Source organism: Pseudomonas paralactis, from assembly GCF_001439735.1.
GTDB lineage: Bacteria > Pseudomonadota > Gammaproteobacteria > Pseudomonadales > Pseudomonadaceae > Aquipseudomonas > Aquipseudomonas paralactis.
The window spans coordinates 148,316-166,342 of the sequence record NZ_JYLN01000002.1 but is presented as its reverse complement, the minus strand read 5'-3'; the positions used below and the strand labels follow the sequence as shown (position 1 = coordinate 166,342).

Annotated in this window: 16 protein-coding genes; 9 read left to right on the top strand and 7 right to left on the bottom strand. The window is 60.7% G+C overall.

All coding sequences use genetic code 11. The annotated features are described in order from the left end of the window. The first annotated feature begins 93 nt into the window (after positions 1-93). From dinG to TX23_RS04950, 6 genes are all read left to right on the top strand, one after another. Positions 94-2,238 (top strand): ATP-dependent DNA helicase DinG, encoded by a 2,145-nt coding sequence (gene dinG, locus TX23_RS04975; RefSeq protein WP_005785803.1) that lies wholly within the window; start codon positions 94-96, stop codon positions 2,236-2,238. 88 nt (positions 2,239-2,326) lie between these two features. Further along, positions 2,327-4,624, top strand: coding sequence for a beta-galactosidase (locus TX23_RS04970; protein WP_057701282.1), 2,298 nt, complete (start codon positions 2,327-2,329; stop codon positions 4,622-4,624). An 82-nt stretch (positions 4,625-4,706) separates the two neighbouring features. Continuing rightward, on the top strand, positions 4,707-5,852 hold the full coding sequence (locus tag TX23_RS04965; RefSeq protein ID WP_057701746.1) for a serine hydrolase domain-containing protein: 1,146 nt from the start codon (positions 4,707-4,709) through the stop codon (positions 5,850-5,852). 142 nt (positions 5,853-5,994) lie between these two features. Continuing rightward, positions 5,995-7,140 (top strand): OmpA family protein, encoded by a 1,146-nt coding sequence (locus TX23_RS04960; protein ID WP_057701281.1) that lies wholly within the window; start codon positions 5,995-5,997, stop codon positions 7,138-7,140. 27 nt (positions 7,141-7,167) lie between these two features. Then, entirely contained in the window at positions 7,168-7,815 is a 648-nt protein-coding gene (gene pdxH / locus TX23_RS04955) for a pyridoxamine 5'-phosphate oxidase (protein ID WP_057701280.1), read from the top strand. A gap of 263 nt (positions 7,816-8,078) precedes the next feature. Further along, positions 8,079-8,543, top strand: a complete 465-nt coding sequence (locus TX23_RS04950; RefSeq protein ID WP_003189251.1) for an outer membrane lipoprotein — start codon at positions 8,079-8,081, stop codon at positions 8,541-8,543. 102 nt (positions 8,544-8,645) lie between these two features. Here TX23_RS04950 and nhaA read toward each other — a convergent pair whose 3' ends face one another. Further along, positions 8,646-9,830, bottom strand: coding sequence for a Na+/H+ antiporter NhaA (gene nhaA / locus TX23_RS04945; RefSeq protein ID WP_057701279.1), 1,185 nt, complete (start codon positions 9,828-9,830; stop codon positions 8,646-8,648). Between the two features lie 215 nt (positions 9,831-10,045). Here nhaA and TX23_RS04940 point away from each other — a divergent pair, with 215 nt between their 5' ends. Beyond that, the gene (locus tag TX23_RS04940; RefSeq protein WP_057701278.1) at positions 10,046-11,140 is read left to right on the top strand and encodes a PLP-dependent cysteine synthase family protein; all 1,095 of its coding nucleotides are present in this window, start codon (positions 10,046-10,048) and stop codon (positions 11,138-11,140) included. Positions 11,141-11,202: 62 nt separating this feature from the next. Here TX23_RS04940 and TX23_RS04935 read toward each other — a convergent pair whose 3' ends face one another. After that, positions 11,203-12,816, bottom strand: coding sequence for an NAD(P)/FAD-dependent oxidoreductase (locus TX23_RS04935; RefSeq protein WP_057701277.1), 1,614 nt, complete (start codon positions 12,814-12,816; stop codon positions 11,203-11,205). Between the two features lie 106 nt (positions 12,817-12,922). Continuing rightward, positions 12,923-13,594 (bottom strand): COG3650 family protein, encoded by a 672-nt coding sequence (locus tag TX23_RS04930; RefSeq protein ID WP_057701276.1) that lies wholly within the window; start codon positions 13,592-13,594, stop codon positions 12,923-12,925. A gap of 136 nt (positions 13,595-13,730) precedes the next feature. Here TX23_RS04930 and TX23_RS04925 point away from each other — a divergent pair, with 136 nt between their 5' ends. Further along, positions 13,731-14,120, top strand: coding sequence for a hypothetical protein (locus tag TX23_RS04925; protein ID WP_057701275.1), 390 nt, complete (start codon positions 13,731-13,733; stop codon positions 14,118-14,120). 34 nt (positions 14,121-14,154) lie between these two features. On the opposite strand, the gene TX23_RS04920 is transcribed toward TX23_RS04925, so the two are convergent. Further along, entirely contained in the window at positions 14,155-14,754 is a 600-nt protein-coding gene (locus tag TX23_RS04920) for a short chain dehydrogenase (RefSeq protein WP_057701274.1), read from the bottom strand. A 212-nt stretch (positions 14,755-14,966) separates the two neighbouring features. On the opposite strand from TX23_RS04920, the gene TX23_RS04915 reads away from it, so the two are divergent. Then, complete coding sequence (locus tag TX23_RS04915) at positions 14,967-15,875, top strand: LysR family transcriptional regulator (protein WP_057701273.1); 909 nt, start codon at positions 14,967-14,969, stop codon at positions 15,873-15,875. Here TX23_RS04915 and TX23_RS04910 read toward each other — a convergent pair. The 3 genes from TX23_RS04910 to bufB are packed head-to-tail and all read right to left on the bottom strand — an operon-like array spanning position 15,872 to position 18,005. After that, positions 15,872-16,357: a DoxX family protein gene (locus TX23_RS04910; RefSeq protein WP_057701272.1), complete on the bottom strand. Its 486-nt coding sequence runs from the start codon at positions 16,355-16,357 to the stop codon at positions 15,872-15,874. The genes TX23_RS04915 and TX23_RS04910 overlap by 4 nt on opposite strands. Next, positions 16,354-17,130: an HvfC/BufC N-terminal domain-containing protein gene (locus TX23_RS04905; RefSeq protein WP_057701271.1), complete on the bottom strand. Its 777-nt coding sequence runs from the start codon at positions 17,128-17,130 to the stop codon at positions 16,354-16,356. The genes TX23_RS04910 and TX23_RS04905 overlap by 4 nt, the downstream gene beginning before the upstream one ends. Then, the gene (gene bufB, locus TX23_RS04900) at positions 17,127-18,005 is read right to left on the bottom strand and encodes an MNIO family bufferin maturase (protein ID WP_057701270.1); all 879 of its coding nucleotides are present in this window, start codon (positions 18,003-18,005) and stop codon (positions 17,127-17,129) included. The genes TX23_RS04905 and bufB overlap by 4 nt, the downstream gene beginning before the upstream one ends. Positions 18,006-18,027 lie beyond the last annotated feature (22 nt).

Genomic DNA, 18,027 nt, shown 5'->3' with positions numbered 1-18,027 from the left:
ACTCCGTTCTGCGCGGGATTAATTAGCGGGGTATGATAGCGGCCGATCCGAACCACTGAAAATTTATCCAGCGTTTTTTGCGCCCGACTATCCATGATCAGCACTGAACTCAAAACCACGATCCAGGGCGCCTATTCGCGTTTTCTCGAAGCCAAGAGCTTGAAACCGCGTTATGGCCAACGCCTGATGATCGCCGAAGTGGCGAAAGTCCTCGGGGATATCGACACCGACGACGAAGGTCGCCGCGAGGGCGAACCCGCGGTCGTGGCCGTCGAGGCCGGCACCGGTACCGGCAAGACCGTGGCTTACAGCCTCGCCGCGATCCCCACCGCCAAGGCCGCCGGCAAGCGCCTGGTGATCGCCACCGCCACTGTCGCCCTGCAAGAGCAGATTGTTTACAAAGACTTGCCCGACCTGATGCGCAACAGCGGCTTGAGTTTTACCTTCGCCCTGGCCAAGGGCCGTGGGCGCTACATGTGCCTGTCCAAGCTCGACGTATTGCTGCAGGAAGGCCATGCGCAAACCGCCACCGCCTCCTTGTTCGAAGAAGAAGGCTTCAAGATCGAGGTGGATGAGGCCAGCCAGAAGCTGTTTACCAGCATGATCGAGAAGCTGGCCGGCAACAAATGGGACGGCGACCGCGACAGCTGGCCCACCGCCCTGGAAGATTCCGACTGGGCGCGCCTGACCACCGACCATAGCCAGTGCACCAACCGCCATTGCCCCAACTTCGGTCAGTGCGCCTTCTACAAGGCTCGCGAAGGCATGGGCAAGGTGGATGTCATCGTCACCAACCACGACATGGTGCTGGCCGACCTGGCTCTGGGCGGCGGCGCGGTGCTGCCCGACCCACGCGACACACTTTATGTGTTCGACGAAGGTCACCACCTGCCGGACAAGGCCATCGGGCACTTCGCCCATTACACGCGCCTGCGCTCCACTGCCGACTGGCTGGAAACCACTGCCAAAAACCTCACCAAGCTGCTGGCCCAGCATCCATTGCCGGGCGACCTGGGCAAGTTGATCGAGCAGGTGCCGGAGCTGGCGCGGGAGATCAAGACCCAGCAGCAATTCATGTTCAGCGCCTGCGAACAGGTGGCCGACTTCAAGCCCGGCGAAGATGTTGAGGGTCGTGAGCGCCCGCGCCACCGGTTTGTCGGCGGCATGATCCCCGAGCACATGCGCGAAATGGGCATCGAGCTGAAGAAGGGCTTTTCACGCCTGACCGATCTGTTCACACGTCTTACCGATTTGCTCAAGGAAGGCATGGACGGCGAGGTCAACATCGGCATCGCCAGCAACCAGGCCGAGGAATGGTACCCGCTGTTCGGCAGCCTGTTGTCGCGTTCCCAGGGCAACTGGGAACTATGGACGGCCTTTACCGTGGAGGACCCGGAAGACAACCCGCCCATGGCCCGTTGGCTGACCCTGTCGGAAAGCGGTGCGCTGTTTGATATCGAGGTCAACGCCAGCCCGATCCTTGCCGCTGAAATGCTACGTCGCAACTTGTGGAACGTGGCCTACGGCTGCCTGGTAACGTCGGCCACGCTGACCGCTTTAGGCACCTTCGATCGCTTCCGTATGCGCGCCGGTTTGCCGAAAAAGGCCGTTACCGCTGTGGTACCGAGCCCGTTTCATCATGCCGATGCCGGTGTGCTGCGCGTGCCGGACTTGAAGGCCGACCCACGGGATGCTGCGGCCCACACCGCGGCGATCATTCGCGATTTGCCATCATTGGTGGAGGGTTCGCGCGGCACCCTGGTGCTGTTCTCGTCGCGCAAACAGATGCAGGACGTGTTCGACGGCCTTGACCGCGACTGGCGCAAACAGGTGTTTATCCAGGGCAACCTGTCCAAGCAGGAAACCCTGAACAAGCACAAGGCGCGGGTCGACGGCGGTGATTCCAGCGTATTGTTCGGCCTGGCAAGTTTTGCCGAAGGCGTGGACTTGCCCGGCGCTTACTGCGAACACGTGGTGATTGCCAAGATCCCGTTCTCGGTGCCGGATGATCCGGTCGAGGCGGCTCTGGCCGAATGGATCGAAGCCCGGGGCGGCAACCCGTTCATGGAAATCTCGGTGCCGGATGCTTCATTGAAGCTGGTGCAGGCCTGCGGGCGCTTGCTGCGTACCGAGCAAGACCGCGGCACCATCACCTTGCTGGACCGTCGCCTGGTCACTCAGCGCTATGGCAAGGCTATCCTTAATGCATTGCCGCCGTTCAGGCGCGAAATTTCTTAAGCCACCGTGGGCGAATTCGCCCACTTCGTGGTCTATCTCATCACTATCACCGGGTCATTCACCGGCCGTTTGGGAGAACCTTGTTCGTATGATTCGCACGCTGCCCGCTCTTTTTGCCTTGCTGTTCGCCGCGCCGTTGATGGCTGCGCCTGCCGGGCAACAAACGCTGTTCAACTTCGTCCGGCCTGCCGATGTGGTCAAGGTGGCGACTCAGGACGCCAGCCTGCCTCAATACAACGCCGAACAAACTCCCGAAGGCGAGGTGCTGCGTCGTATCACCTTCAACCCGGCCGCCGAGCCGAGCCTGGTGCTCAGCCCGCAAACCGGCGTGTGGGACTGGTCGCAATCAAGCGCCATGAGCTTGCGTATCCAGAGTGCGATGAACTGGGCTCTGACGCTCTACGTCAAGGTGCAGAGCGCCGACGGCAAGACCCTGGTCAGCCGCATCGACCTGCCGGCCGGGCCTGCGCAGACCTTGCTGGTGCCACTGCAAGCCAACTCGCCACTGAGCCAGGGTATGAAGGCGGGCCCGCCGATGCCGATGACCGTGGATGGCCAGCGCGTGTTGCTGGCCGGCAGTGCTGGCGAAATCGACCGCAGCCAGGTGGTGTCGGTGACCTTGTCGATGATCAAACCCAATGCTGCCCAAAGCATCCTGCTGGAGCGTTTTGGCGTGCAGGACAGCGAACCGGTGATCAAGGCCGCCTACAGCGAACTGGTCGACGCTTATGGCCAATCCACCCGGGCGCGCTGGCCGGAGAAGGTCAGCAGTGACGAGCAGCTCAAAACGTCGGCGGCCAAAGAGCAACAGCAGCTCAACACCTGGTTGGCTGAGCGAGGCAAATCCTCCCTGGACCCATACGGCGGTTGGAACAAAGGCCCGGCGTTCGATGCCAGTGGCTTTTTCCGCACCGAGAAACGCGATGGGCGCTGGTACCTGGTGACGCCGCAAGGTCACCCGTTCTACTCCCTGGGGGTCAACACTGTGGCCCCGGACAACAGCCAGACCTACGTGGCCGGGCGTGAATGGATGTTCGCGGCGCTGCCCAAGGCCGGCGAACCCTTCGACAAGTATTACGGCAGCAGCGATAACCGCACCGGCAACGGTGCCGGCGAAGGTCGCGGCTTTGGTTCGGGGCGTTGGTACGATTTTTATGGCGCCAACCTGCAGCGCACTTACGGCGGCGAAGGTTTGGACCAGAAACGCTGGGTGACGCACACCCTGGACCGCCTGCAAGCCTGGGGCTTCAATACCGTGGGCAACTGGAGCGATGAGGACCTGGCCACTGCCGACCGCGTGCCGTACACCTTGCCGCTGTCTATTGTGGGTGACTACGCCAGCATCAGCACCGGCACCGACTGGTGGGGCGGTATGCCCGACCCGTTCGATCCACGTTTCGCCATGGCCACCGAACGCGCCGTGGCCATCGCTGCTCGCGATCACCGCGATGATCCGTGGTTGATCGGTTTCTTTGCCGACAACGAACTGGCCTGGGCCGGTCCCGGCGACGATGCCAAATCTCGTTACGCCCTGGCCTACGGCACCCTGCGCATGACCACCGATGTTCCGGCCAAGCGCGCCTTCCTCAAGCAGTTGCGCGACAAATATCGCAACGAAGAAGGTCTGTCCAAAGCCTGGGGCATACAGTTGGCTGGTTGGGAACTGATGGAAGATCCCGGCTTCGAGCCACCGATGCCCAGTGCAGAGCACCCGGAAATCGAAGCTGACTTCAAATACTTCCAGAAGACCTTCGCCGACGCGTACTTCAAAACCATTTCCGACTCACTGAAGTGGCACGCCCCCAACCAACTGTTGCTGGGCGGGCGTTTTGCGGTGAGCACCCCGGAAGCCGTGGCGTCGTGCGCGCAGTATTGCGATGTGCTGAGCTTCAACATGTACACCCTCAAACCCCAGGACGGTTATGACTTCGCCGCCCTGCGTGCGTTGGACAAACCGGTGCTGATCACCGAATTCAACTTCGGCTCGGCCGACCGTGGCCCGTTCTGGGGCGGCGTGACGCAACTGGCCCGCGAAGAAGATCGCGGTACGGCGTACGCCACGTTCCTCAAGCAGGCCATGGCCGAGCCGTCGATTGTTGGCGTGCACTGGTTCCAGTACCTGGATCAGCCGGTGACCGGGCGTCTGCTGGATGGCGAAAACGGTCACTTCGGCCTCGTGGGCATCACTGACCTACCGTTCCAGGGGTTTGTCGACAGTGTGCGCAAGAGCAACCTGGCGGCAGTCGACCAGTTGGGCCGTGAGGCGCAAAAAGCCAAGGCGACCCGCACGGCGCGTGAAAGTGAAGGCGCCAAGCCGGGCCAGGGCGGCAAAGCCGCAGGGCAGGGCGCCGGACATGCCGGTGGGCACTCCGGCAACGGCCATTGATTCGTCGTGGACGGGTTCACAAAACCCACAATGGCTGAAAGAATGGCGACCACTTTTCATGGTGTTTTGCGAGGGGATTCAGGTGCAGATTCAGGGTCATTACGAGCTGCAGTTCGAAGCGGTACGCGAAGCCTTTGCCGCATTGTTCGATGACCCCCAGGAGCGTGGTGCCGGGCTGTGCATCCAGTTAGGCGGGCAAACCGTCGTCGATCTGTGGGCCGGTACTGCCGACAAGGAGGGTGCCGAAGCCTGGCACAGCGATACCATCGTCAACCTGTTCTCCTGCACCAAGACCTTCACGGCTGTCACTGCCCTGCAATTGGTGGCCGAAGGCAAGCTCAAACTTGATGCCCCGGTGGCAGACTACTGGCCGGAGTTTGCGGCGGCGGGCAAGGAAGCGATCACGTTGCGCCAGTTGCTTTGCCACCAGGCCGGGCTGCCGGCCATCCGCGAAATGCTGCCTACCGAAGCCTTGTACGACTGGCAACTGATGGTCGACACCCTGGCGGCCGAGGCTCCGTGGTGGACACCGGGCGAGGGCCATGGCTACGAGGCGATTACCTACGGTTGGCTGGTCGGCGAACTGCTGCGCCGTGCCGATGGGCGCGGGCCGGGGGAGTCGATCGTGGCACGGGTCGCACGGCCGCTGGGGCTGGACTTCCACGTCGGTCTGGCGGATACAGAGTTTTATCGTGTGGCCCATATAGCGCGCAGCAAAGGCAATATGGGGGATGAAGCCGCGCAACGGTTACTTCAAGTAATGATGCGCGAACCGGCGGCGATGACCACACGTGCATTTGCCAATCCACCGTCTATTCTGACCAGCACTAATAAGCCTGAATGGCGACGCATGCAGCAGCCCGCGGCGAATGGTCACGGTAATGCACGCAGCCTGGCCGGGTTTTATAGCGGTTTGTTGGACGGTAGTTTGCTGGAAAGCGACATGCTCGAACAATTGACTCGCGAACACAGTATTGGGCCGGATAAAACCTTATTGACCCAAACCCGTTTCGGCCTGGGCTGCATGTTGGATCAACCGCAGCTGCCCAATGCCACGTTCGGCCTCGGGCCACGCGCTTTCGGGCATCCCGGTGCAGGAGGCTCGGTCGGGTTTGCCGACCCTGAACATGATGTAGCGTTCGGTTTTGTGACTAATACCCTGGGCCCTTACGTACTTATGGACCCACGCGCGCAGAAGTTGGTCGGAATATTGGCCGGTTGTCTATAAACCCCTTGCTGTTTCACAATTTTTTGTTACAAAGGCAAGTATAAAAAGATGCTGAACGACGTGTTGTAACTTGAATGTTCTTTAAGCGTCTGTTTAACGGGTCACCAGGCCCCCTGGTTTTTTCTCATTTTGTGGATATCTCATGTTATCGAACAAGTCCTTGGCACTAGCGCTGTGCCTCACTATTACTGGTTGCGCACAAACTCCACAAAATGATGCCGAAGGTGGGCATTGGTGGTCATTTGGTTCGGACAAGGCTGCGACCAAGGACGCAGTGACCCAAACCGACGCCAAGCCGGATGCCAAACCAGCAGCAGGCGCCAAGCCTGTTGAACCTGTCGCCGCTGCTGCTGCACCTGCTCCGGCCGCCAAGGCTGATAGCGGCTACAGCTGGTGGCCGTTCTCCACCAAAAGCGCCGAAGAAAAAGCCGCCGATGCCAAGGCCGACCTGAAAGCCGACCTCAAGGCCGCAACCCCGTCTTCGGACGCGGCACCTGTCGTCGCCAAGACCGACGCCGAACCGCGCTGGTGGTGGCCGTTCGAAAGCAAGCCAAAGCCTTTGTCCAAGGTCGACGTGACCAACGTACCAATGCCCGACCCGAAAATTACCCAAGCCTGGCTGGACGACTACGAGCCACGCCTGCGCGCCGCTATCAAGGACAGCAACCTGCAACTTGAGCGTCGTGACAACGTGCTGGTAGTGATTGCACCGGTAGACGGCTCCTACAACCCAAAACGTCCGGCAATGCTGTTGCCGGTGACCCTGGGCCCGTTCACCCGTGTGGCCAAGGCCGTTGAAGCTGATCCCAAGACCGCCGTACTGGTTCTGGGTCACGTCGATGCCACCGGCAGTGCTCCTGCGAGCCAGGCGTTGAGCAAGGAACGTGCGCAGTCGATTGCGTCGATCTTCAGCCTCAGTGGTTTGAAGCAGGACCGCCTGATGCTGCGTGGCATGGGCGACCTTATGCCGCGTGCCGCCAACGACAGCAATCAGGGCCGTGCGCTGAACCGTCGCATGGAAATTATGTTCACTCAGCGTACAACGATGTTGGCACTGCTGAGCAAATACAATTCGGGCAAGACGCCGCCTGTTGCGGAAATGGTTGCCGTACAGAGTGCTCCAGCCCCGGCACCGGCAGCAAAAGCACCCGCCAAGAAGGCCCCGGCCAAGAAAGCGGCCGCCAAGCCAGCGGCTAAAAAGGCCGCGGCCAAACCCGCTGCGAAGAAACCGGCGGCAACCAAAGCCAAGGCTGCTGCACCCGCTTCGAACGACCAGGCGAAAAACTGAGCCGTTGAACCACAAGGATAAAGTCGCATGACCCAGGCACTGGCTGATATGCGCCGTGACTACACACGGGACGGTTTGAGCGAGGCCCAGGCCCCCGACGAACCGTTTGCGTTGTTCCACCAATGGTTTGGCGACGCGGTGAAAACCGAACAGCCGCCGGTGGAGGCCAATGCCATGACCCTGGCGACGGTCGATCAGGACGGTCGCCCGCACTGTCGCATCCTGTTGCTCAAGGGCCTGGATGCACAGGGCTTTACCTTCTTCACCAACTACCAGAGTGCCAAGGGTGAGCAACTTGCGGCGCGGCCGTTTGCGGCCATGACCTTCTTCTGGCCAACCCTGGAACGGCAGGTGCGCATTGAAGGGCGCGTGGTCAAGGTCACGCCTGAAGAGTCGGATGCCTATTACCAGGTGCGCCCCTTGGGCAGCCGCCTGGGCGCCTGGGCATCCCCGCAGAGCAAGGTCATTCGTGACCGTGAAGAGCTGCAGGACCTGCTCAAGGCGACGCAGCAGCGTTTCAGCGATACTCAACCCGATTGCCCCGAGCATTGGGGGGGGTACCGTTTGCTGCCCGAGCGCATCGAGTTCTGGCAGGGCCGCGCCAGCCGCCTGCATGATCGTCTCAACTACCGCTTGCAAGGTGCTCAGTGGGTCCGCGAGCGTTTGGCGCCCTGAGCATCACCTTTCGTCATCCCGTGTGAATCATGTCCATTGCGCCGACGTCCCTACTCAGAGACTTCGGCGCTTTTGGTTGTGCGGCTACAATGATCAAGCAGCGGATGGCACCGTTCGGCACCACGGTTAGACTACCGTTGGTCGTCTTTTCTGGTGCTGGCAGTCTGTACTCAGGCTGAATGAAAGCAACTTTCTGCCCGGCTTGCCGTGACAGGCGCCAAGCCACAGCGTTTAATGAATACCTGTCCTTTGGAGTTGATGCTATGCGTAAGTCCGTTTTACTAGTTGCCTGCTTTACCACCCTGTCGTTGCTGCTGGGTGGCTGCGCCTCGAGTCTGACCGGCGACTCGTACTCCCGTGATGAGGCGCGCCGCGTCCAGACCGTGCGCATGGGCACCATCGAATCCCTGCGTCCGGTGAAAATCGAAGGCACCAAGACCCCAATCGGCGGCGCTGCGGGCGCAGTCATCGGTGGCGTTGGCGGCAGCGCCATCGGTGGCGGCCGTGGCAGCATCGTCACTGCGGTGATCGGCGCAGTTGCGGGCGGCCTGCTGGGCTCGGCCACCGAAGAAGGCCTGACCCGTACCCAGGGCGTGGAAATCACCGTGCGCGAAGACGACGGCAGCATGCGCGCCTACGTACAAGCCGTGCAGGAAAATGAAATCTTCCGCATTGGCGACCGCGTACGCATCATGACCGTCGACGGTACCAGCCGCGTTACTCGCTAAGCGTTGAGCTACAGGCGAAGAAAAACCCCCAACCGGGTGACCGGTTGGGGGTTTTGTTTGTAGGAGCGAGCAAGCTCGCTCCTGCAACTGACTGACTTCAAATCATGCAACGACGGCTTTCTTGCGACTCACCATTGCCGTCACCGCATACCCGATAAAGGCTGCCAGGATCGACCCGGTCAGAATCCCCATGCGGTCTTCACCGGCAAACTCGCTGGCACCCGGCACAAACGCCAGGGAGCCGACAAACAGGCTCATGGTGAAGCCGATACCGCACAGAATAGCCACGCCAAGCACTTGGCCCCAGTTGGCGCCGCTGGGCAGGGAAGCGATGCCGGTCTTGATCGCCAGCCAAGTGAGGCCGAATACACCGATGGTCTTGCCGATCAACAGGCCGGCGGCGATACCCATGGGCACGGAGTGGGTGAAGCTCTCCAGGCTCACGCCGGTGAGGGAAACCCCGGCATTGGCGAACGCGAACAACGGCAGGATGGCGTAGGCCACCCACGGATGCAGGGCGTGTTCCAGCGTCAGCAGCGGTGAAGTTTCAGCGTTCCGCGTGCGCAGTGGAATGCAGAATGCCAGGGTCACGCCGGCCAGCGTGGCGTGCACGCCGCTTTTGAGCACGCACACCCACAGGATCAGGCCGATGATCAGGTAAGGCCCTAGCTTGATCACGCCCAGGCGGTTCATCGCAATCAAGGCAATCAAGCAAGCCCCCGCGCCCGCCAGGGAAGCGCCGGACAAGTCGGCGGAATAGAACAGCGCGATGACGATGATGGCACCGAGGTCATCAATGATCGCCAGGGTCATCAGGAACAGTTTCAGCGACACCGGTACGCGCTTGCCCAGCAGGGCCAGCACGCCCAGGGCGAACGCGATATCCGTGGCCATGGGGATCGCCCAGCCGGCGAGGGCGGCCGGGTTGTCCTTGTTCAGCGCCCAGTAGATCAGCGCCGGCACCACCATGCCGCCGATGGCTGCTGCGCCGGGCAGCACAACCTGGGACGGTTTGGACAGGTGACCATCGAGGAGTTCGCGCTTGACCTCCAGGCCGATCAACAGGAAAAACAGAGCCATCAGGCCGTCGTTGATCCACAGCAGTGCCGGCTTGGCGATTTTCAACGCGCCGACCTGAGCAACCACAGGCGTATCAAGAAACGCGTTGTACAGATGCGACAACGGTGAATTGTTGATGATCAGCGCCAAAGCGGCAGCGGCGATCAATAACAAGCCACTGGCGGCTTCCAGCTGGAAGAAACGGGTGAAAGTGCTACGCAGAGGCAAGGGATGCTCTCCATTCCAGGTTCAATAGGTGGGTACCCTAACCCGTACAGTTAGTTGTTAAAACAAAAGTTATATTCTTATTTGTTATAAGAGATGAGCCGGGTTGCCGATGCGGCTAAGACTAGCAATTGTGTGTCCAATTGAGTCGGTACTGTATCTGTGTGAAGTGTAGGAAACACCTTAAGATCAGGGCTGAAAACTTTAGAGAATTCACCATGAGCGACCACCGTACCTGGGCCCGCGAAGCCATTCGCATCATTGAAGCGGACTTCCAGCGGAGCGCCGACACCCACTTGATCCCGTTGCCGTTGCCCGGGTTGCCCGGCATCGAGTTGTACTTCAAGGACGAGTCCAGCCACCCCACAGGCAGCCTGAAACACCGGCTGGCCCGCTCGCTGTTTTTGTACGCGCTGTGCAATGGCTGGCTCAAGCCGGGCGCCCCGGTGATCGAAGCGTCCAGCGGTTCTACGGCCATCTCTGAAGCTTACTTCGCTCGCCTGTTGGGGTTGCCGTTCATTGCCGTCATGCCGGCCACCACCTCCCAGGAGAAGATCGCCCAGATCGCCTTCTACGGCGGCAAGAGCCATCTGGTTCAGGACCCGACGCAGATCTACGCCGAATCCGAACGCCTGGCCCAGGAAAGTGGTGGTCACTTCATGGACCAGTTCACCTACGCCGAGCGTGCTACCGACTGGCGCGCAAACAACAACATCGCCGAATCGATCTTCCAGCAGATGCGCTTTGAGCAGCACCCGGAGCCCAGCTGGTTGATTTCCAGCCCCGGCACTGGCGGCACCACCGCCACACTGGGCCGTTACGTACGTTATCGCCAGCATTGCACCCGCGTGCTGTGTGCCGATGCCGAGCGCTCGGTGTTCTTCGACTTCTACCAGAGCGGCGACGCCAGCCTGCGCCTGGAGTGTGGTTCGCGAATCGAAGGGATTGGTCGTCCGCGCGTTGAGGCATCGTTTTTGCCGGCGGTGATTGATGCGATGGTCAAGGTGCCAGACGCCTTGTCGTTGGCGGCTATGCATTACCTGGCTGGGCGTTTGGGACGACGGGTGGGCGGGTCCAGCGGGACCAACCTGATCGGCGCATTGATGGCAGCGCACCAGATGAAAGCGGCAGGAGAGTCAGGCTCGATCGTAGCGATCTTGTGTGATGGTGGTGAGCGTTATGCCACGACCTATTACGATCAGGCGTGGTTGGCGGGGCAGGGGTATGAGTTGGATGGGTTGATTGCAGCGGTAGCGGCGAGTGTAGAGCAAGGCGAGTCGCTGCCGACCAGCATCCTGCGCGCCAATATCTGACCCAACGCAAATCAAAATGTGGGAGGGAGCAAGCCCCCTCCCAAACTTGCATTGCGGTGTGATCAGGCCTCGATGCCGAGCATATCCCGCGCCAGCGCCTCGGCAATCCGAATCCCGTCAACACCCGCCGACAGAATCCCGCCGGCATAACCCGCGCCTTCCCCGGCCGGAAACAGGCCTTTGACGTTCAAGCTCTGCATCGATTCGTTGCGGGTAATGCGCAACGGCGACGACGTGCGAGTTTCGATGCCGGTCAACACCGCATCGTGCAGCGAATAGCCTTTGATCTGCTTTTCGAACGCCGGCAAGGCTTCGCGGATGGCTTCGATGGCGAAGTCCGGCAGGGCCAGGGCCAGGTCGCCCAGGGACACACCGGGTTTGTAGGACGGTTCCACGCTGCCGATGGCGGTGGAAGGTTTGCCGGCGATAAAGTCACCTACCAGTTGCGCGGGGGCTTCGTAGTTGCTGCCACCGAGGATGTAGGCGTGGGACTCCAGGCGCTCCTGCAACTCGATGCCGGCCAGCGGGCCGCCCGGGTAATCCACTTCGGGGGTGATGCCGACCACGATGCCGGAGTTGGCGTTGCGTTCGTTACGCGAGTACTGGCTCATGCCGTTTGTCACGACGCGATTGGGTTCTGAGGTCGCGGCTACCACCGTGCCGCCCGGGCACATGCAGAAGCTGTAGACCGAGCGGCCATTCTTGGCGTGGTGCACCAGTTTGTAGTCCGCAGCACCCAGTTTCGGGTGGCCTGCGTATTTGCCCAGGCGTGCGGCGTCGATCAGCGACTGCGGGTGTTCGATACGGAAACCCACCGAGAACGGTTTGGCCTCCATGTACACGCCGCGATCATGGAGCATACGGAAGGTGTCACGGGCGCTGTGGCCCAGGGCAAGAATCACGTGCCTGGAGAGGATCTGCTCGCCGCCGTCGATGACCACGCCGTTCAACTGACCGTCTTCGATCAATACATCGGTGACCCGTTGTTCAAAGCGTACTTCACCGCCCAGGGCGATGATTTGTTCGCGCATGTTCTCCACCACGCCGGTCAGGCGGAAGGTGCCGATATGCGGCTTGCTGACGTAGAGGATCTCTTCCGGTGCGCCGGCCTTGACGAACTCGTGGAGCACTTTGCGACCGTGGAACTTCGGGTCCTTGATCTGGCTGTACAGCTTGCCGTCGGAGAAGGTCCCGGCACCGCCTTCACCGAACTGCACGTTGGACTCGGGGTTGAGCACGCTTTTGCGCCACAGGCCCCAGGTGTCCTTGGTGCGTTGGCGCACTTCCTTGCCGCGTTCGAGGATGATCGGCTTGAAGCCCATCTGCGCCAGCAACAGCCCGGCGAAGATCCCGCAGGGGCCAAAACCCACCACGATTGGCCGTTCAACCAAGCCTGCCGGCGCCTGGCCGACTACCTTGTAGCTCACATCCGGCGCGGGATTGACGTTGCGGTCGTCGGCAAACTTGAGCAGCAGGGCGGCTTCGCCCTTGACGTTCAGATCGACGGTGTAGATGAAGCAAAGCTCCGACGACTTTTTACGGGCGTCGTAGCTGCGTTTGAACAGGGTGAAATCGAGCAGGTCATCACTGGCGATGCCCAGGCGCTGCACGATGGCAGGCCGCAGGTCTTCTTCGGGATGGTCGATGGGCAGCTTGAGTTCAGTGATTCGTAACATGACAGGATCCGGTAGGCGGCGGGCGAGGAGGCCGGCTGTTTTGCAAACCGGCGATTATAAGCCCCAAAGGCGGTTTTCCGTCAGGTTAAAACAGCCCAAGGCAGAATCAGTCATCCCGAGAGCCGCCAAACGCCGCGCAGCCACGCTGCACCTGGCCGTTAACCCGCAACTCGGCACTCATGTGTTGCAGGCTGCCGCTCACACTGTCGACGCAGCGCTGGGGCGCTACCCACAGTTCGATGTGCTGGTTATTGGCTTCGGTCATCAGGTTGAAGCGCCCGTCGCCCAGTTGCTCTTCGACGTAGGGTACTGCCAGCGGTGGCTGGCCTTCACGTTCCAGCACCATGCCCTTGGCTGTAACATTCATTGCCCAGGCCGGCTTATGGCCGTTGGCGCGCAGGATCATGCGCTTGAAGTCCGGATCGTTGCAGGCGGAGGTCGAACGCTCTACACGATAGAGCTGTTGCAGGTCGAGCGAACCCTGGGTGCCGCTGGCAACCCCGGAAAACTTGCCGCGCAGGTCGGCAAACAACGCGCCTTGCTGGCCGGCCAGGGATGCGGCTTCCTGCAGGATGCTGGTGCCGCCGGTGTCGTTGACTACATAGTTGCGTTTGTCGCCGCACGGTTGGAACAACAATTTGCCTTCCACTGCGGTCAACTCACCCTGCATACGGGTCAGCCCGGCAGTAGATGGTTTGGCCGGCTCGCTCTCGAACATCTGGCAAGCGGTGAACAGGGGCAGCAGGGCAAACAGTGCAAGAGTACGGGCGGCGCGCATTGATCGGGTCTCCAAAACAAGTGCCGCCACGTTACGCAGCCTCGCGTCGCACCACAAGTGTGTAAACAGCTGGAAACCAATACCTGCGGCAGACGTCTGCCTTTAAGCCTTTACTGATGCAATGCTGGGGGGCGGTATGCAAGGGTTGATGACTTTGCCTGGGAGAGTTGCGATGACAAGTAGATGGAACCTATATGGACTGCTGTTCGTCAGTGTTTCGGTAGTTGCCGATGACGCCGCGAGACTGGAGTATTCGTCGGCTAATGACTTCACCGAGATCTCCCTTGAACTCAAGAGTAGCCACCGTCTGGATGCAGATACCGTATCGGTCGGTATCACCTTGAGCGAAGAAGCCACGGCTCGTACCACAGCCATTACCACGCTTACCTACGGCAAACAGATGACGCTTTACATCGACGGCCGCCGTTTATCTACCAGCAACGTTAGAGGGATTATGGGCGGTCAATTCAGGGTCGACGTGCCCAAAGACCTGGCTGCCGAATGGGCAACCCGGTACCTCCAATAAAGGCGGCAGGTACCGAGAATCCCTATGAGGCATATCAGCCTACGATAAAGGTCTGGCCTGTCTGCAAGCCCTCGACACTTTTCGCGTAGGCCAATGCCACCTCCGCAGCGGGTACCGGTTTGTACCCGCGGAAGTACGGGGCATAGCTGCCCATGGCTTCCAGCAGCACTGTCGGGCTCACCGAGTTGATACGCAGGCCCCGCGGCAACTCGATCGCCGCGGCTTTGACGAAGGCATCCAGTGCGCCGTTGACCAGTGCGGCCGAGGCACCGGTACGGATCGGGTCGCGGTTGAGAATGCCGCTGGTGAACGTAAACGAGGCAGCGTCATTGGCGTATTCGCGGCCGATCAGCAGCAGGTTGACCTGGCCCATCAGTTTGTCACGCAGGCCCAGTTCGAAATCGCCGTCGCTCATCTCGCCCAGTGCCACGAAGTTCACACTGCCTGCCGCGCAGATCAGGGCGTCGAACTTGCCGGTCTGCTCGAACAGCCTGCGTATCGAGGCACTATCACTGATGTCCACCTGGAAGTCGCCGCTGGTACGGCCGATGCTGATCACTTCATGGCGTTGCGCCAGTTCTGTCTTGATCGCTGAACCTATGGTGCCGCTGGCACCGATCAATAGGATTTTCATCGCGCTGTTCCTCTGGGCTAATTGAAGGTAGGAGCGAGCGTGCTCGCGAAAAGCTCAGCAGCGCCGCCGTTTAGCCAGGCTTACCGAGTAATCGTTGACGATCTTCGCGAACAAGCTCGCTCCTACGGTGATTGAGGGTTCAGTTTAATGTGGCTTTTCAGTCGAATAAACGCACTAATAGGCAACCTTTGGTTTTCAAATGGAAACAATCGATGAGCGAAATGGATGACCTGGCAGCCTTTGCCGTGCTGATCGAAGCGGGCAGTTTCACCGTGGCGGCCGAGCAGTTGGGCTGCAGCAAAGGGCAGTTGTCCAAGCGCATCAGCCAGTTGGAAGCGCAGTTCGCCGTGGTGCTGTTGCACCGCACCACGCGCAAGCTCAGCCTCACCGCCGCCGGCGCGGCATTGCTGCCCCAGGCACAAGCGTTGGTGGTACAAGTGGAACGCGCGCGCCAGGCATTGGCGCGGCTCAAGGATGATTTGGCCGGCCCTGTGCGTATGACTGTTCCGGTGTCGCTGGGCGAAACTTTCTTCGATGGCTTGTTGCTGGAGTTCTCCCGGCAATATCCGCAGGTGCAGATCGAACTGGAGCTTAACAACAGCTACCGGGACTTGGCGCGCGATGGCTTTGACCTGGGCGTACGCGCGGGTGCTATCGAAAATGAACGCCTGGTCGCCAAGCCTTTGCTGGCCTGGCACGAGGTGACCTGCGCCAGCCCGGCCTACCTGGAGCAGCATGGCGAACCGCTGACCCCGGCGGACCTGTCGACACACAGCTGTTTGCTCAACAGTCACTACAGCGGTCGTGAGGAGTGGTTGTATCACCAGCAACACGAATTACTGCGCGTACGGGTGAGCGGCACGTTTGCCTCCAACCATTACAACCTGCTGAAAAAAGCCGCCCTGGTGGGGGCCGGAATCGCCCGCCTGCCGTCCTACGTGTTGCCCACGGAGTTGGCCGAGGGGCGATTGCGCTGGATCCTGCGCGACTATCAGACTCGCCGAATGCCGATGTACCTGGTTCACCCTTACCAGGGCGGCCTGCCGAGACGCACCCAGGTGTTGGCCGATTACCTGGTGGATTGGTTCAGGCGCAGCGGCGAGGCGCTGGATCGGCTTTAACGAAAACGACGGGCAATCAAGTGGTCGATGGACAGGCAGCCTGGCCCCCTGGCGAGCAACAGCAACAACAGCGCGAGCCAGGTGCCGTGGGTGGGGTAGGCGTCCGGGTAGACGAACAGCTGAATGGTCAAGGTCATGCCGATCAAGGCCAGGGCCGAGAAGCGTGTGGCGAACCCCAGCAGGATCAATACCGGGAAAAAGTGCTCGGCAAAGGTTGCCAGGTACGCGGCCACCTCCGGCGACACCAGGGGCAGCTGATATTCGCTGCGAAACAACCAGAGTGTCGAGGCGGCGAGCTTGGGTTCACCGATCTGGAATGTGCCGCTGATGAGATCTACGGCAAAGCCTTCGACCTTGGTCTGCCCGGATTTCCAGAACACCGCGGCAATGGAGAAGCGCGCAATAAAGGCGATCAGGCTGTAGGGGATTTTTTCAAACAGTGCGACGGTGCGCTTTACCAGACATGGAGCTGAAGTGTTCATGGCGATACCTTTGGTGGCAGATGCAAATGAGTCATGGCGTCGTGGCTGATCAGCAGCGTCAGACACTGGTGCAAGTCGAATTCGGCCGAGGCTTGAAGGGCGTCAGCGAGGGCCATTTCCAGTCCCGCGCCTTGATTGAGGCGGTTGATAAACGTCACCGATCCGCTGTCGATGGCGAACACCTTGACCGCCAACCCGTGGCGCAGGACCAGCGCGCCTTGGGCGTACCAGGGGTTTAAGGTGGCGATCACCCCGTCGGTCTGGTGCGCGGCCCAAATCGATACGATCGCGTAGGGAGATTCCACGGTTGCAAGCGAGGGATGAAGCCGCACACGCAGTTGTCCCAGTTCCTCGGCGCTTTGCAGTTGTTGAAGAACGCTGTGTTGATCAAGCGTCGGGTGATCCGCTGCGTGATAGGCCCGTACCCGCAGGCGCTCCAGCCGAGCGATATCTGCCAGGTAAGGCACGCTTGAGGCCGGTTCGAACCGCTGGATAAACTCAGCCAATGTGCTGCCGTATTCGCTGATCAACGGGTTGGTGGGCGGGTGAGCCTGGACGTACAGGCCGACCATGGCGTGGAAAAACTCATCGCCAACCAGTTGCCGCGTCACCGGATAGGCAGCGACGAGCGCATTGATCAACGCGCTGTGGACGTTATTGCGATACACCGCGAAGCGACTCGCCGGGTCGGCCCCGTTGCTGCTGAACATGCCCTGCGGGCAGGTCGCGCCCGGCGTCAGCAACGCGTGGGCGAAGGCCTGTTGAAGGCTCATCGCGTCACCTGCGACAAATACCATTGGGCCTGCCGCGCTTCGGCCTGCAATACGCTGAACGCCGGCACTTGGTTATCCCGCTCGATCAACGTGGCTACCGGCCCGGTCCGCGCCAGCACGTGCTCGTACAGTTGCCACACGGCGTTATCGATAGGCGCGCCGTGGTCATCGATCAGCAGGCGGTCGCCCAGGCTGTCGGTGTCTTCGGCAAAGCCTGCCAGATGAATCTCGCCCACTGCGTGCAAGGGCAGGGCGTCGATATAGGCCAATGGGTCGCGCTGGTGATTGATACAGGAAACGTAGACGTTGTTGACGTCGAGCAGCAGGCCACAACCGGTCCGGCCGATGACCTCGCTGATAAAGTCGGTTTCGTCCAGGGTTGAGCGCTCGAACTGCAGGTAGGTCGAGGGATTCTCCAGCAGCATCGGCCGCTTGAGCGTGCTTTGCACCTGGTCAACGTGGTCGCACACCCGGCTCAGGGTGGTGGCGTCGTAAGCCAGTGGCAGCAGGTCGTTGAGAAACACCGGGCCGTGGCTGGACCAGGCCAGGTGTTCGGAAAAAGACTGGGGTTGATAGCGCTCGATCAACGTGGCCAAGCGTGTCAGGTGGTCGCGGTCCAGGGCACCTTCGCCGCCGATGGACAGGCCCACGCCGTGCAACGACAGCGGGTACTGCTCGCGGATCAGTCCCAGGTAGTGATGAAACGGGCCGCCGGCCACCATGTAGTTTTCGGCGTGTACTTCGAAAAAACCAATATCGGGGCCGGTCTCAAGCACTTGGGTGAAGTGCTCGGTTTTCAACCCCAGCCCGGCCCGCAAGGGCAGGCCGGGCGCCTGAGCCGGTGAGACCGTGTGAGGGGATGTAGGCGTCATCATCAGTACTCAGGCTGCACGAGGT

What these genes read in the sequence shown, in the direction of transcription:
- TX23_RS04940 (WP_057701278.1), top strand. Translation starts at nt 10,046, where the DNA reads ATGAGCGACCACCGTACCTGGGCCCGCGAAGCCATTCGCATCATTGAA.
- TX23_RS04930 (WP_057701276.1), bottom strand. Translation starts at nt 13,594, where the DNA reads ATGCGCGCCGCCCGTACTCTTGCACTGTTTGCCCTGCTGCCCCTGTTC.
- TX23_RS04960 (WP_057701281.1), top strand. Translation starts at nt 5,995, where the DNA reads ATGTTATCGAACAAGTCCTTGGCACTAGCGCTGTGCCTCACTATTACT.
- dinG (WP_005785803.1), top strand. Translation starts at nt 94, where the DNA reads ATGATCAGCACTGAACTCAAAACCACGATCCAGGGCGCCTATTCGCGT.
- TX23_RS04925 (WP_057701275.1), top strand. Translation starts at nt 13,731, where the DNA reads ATGCAAGGGTTGATGACTTTGCCTGGGAGAGTTGCGATGACAAGTAGA.
- TX23_RS04915 (WP_057701273.1), top strand. Translation starts at nt 14,967, where the DNA reads ATGAGCGAAATGGATGACCTGGCAGCCTTTGCCGTGCTGATCGAAGCG.
- TX23_RS04910 (WP_057701272.1), bottom strand. Translation starts at nt 16,357, where the DNA reads ATGAACACTTCAGCTCCATGTCTGGTAAAGCGCACCGTCGCACTGTTT.
- TX23_RS04950 (WP_003189251.1), top strand. Translation starts at nt 8,079, where the DNA reads ATGCGTAAGTCCGTTTTACTAGTTGCCTGCTTTACCACCCTGTCGTTG.
- TX23_RS04920 (WP_057701274.1), bottom strand. Translation starts at nt 14,754, where the DNA reads ATGAAAATCCTATTGATCGGTGCCAGCGGCACCATAGGTTCAGCGATC.
- bufB (WP_057701270.1), bottom strand. Translation starts at nt 18,005, where the DNA reads ATGATGACGCCTACATCCCCTCACACGGTCTCACCGGCTCAGGCGCCC.
- TX23_RS04935 (WP_057701277.1), bottom strand. Translation starts at nt 12,816, where the DNA reads ATGTTACGAATCACTGAACTCAAGCTGCCCATCGACCATCCCGAAGAA.
- TX23_RS04905 (WP_057701271.1), bottom strand. Translation starts at nt 17,130, where the DNA reads ATGAGCCTTCAACAGGCCTTCGCCCACGCGTTGCTGACGCCGGGCGCG.
- TX23_RS04970 (WP_057701282.1), top strand. Translation starts at nt 2,327, where the DNA reads ATGATTCGCACGCTGCCCGCTCTTTTTGCCTTGCTGTTCGCCGCGCCG.
- pdxH (WP_057701280.1), top strand. Translation starts at nt 7,168, where the DNA reads ATGACCCAGGCACTGGCTGATATGCGCCGTGACTACACACGGGACGGT.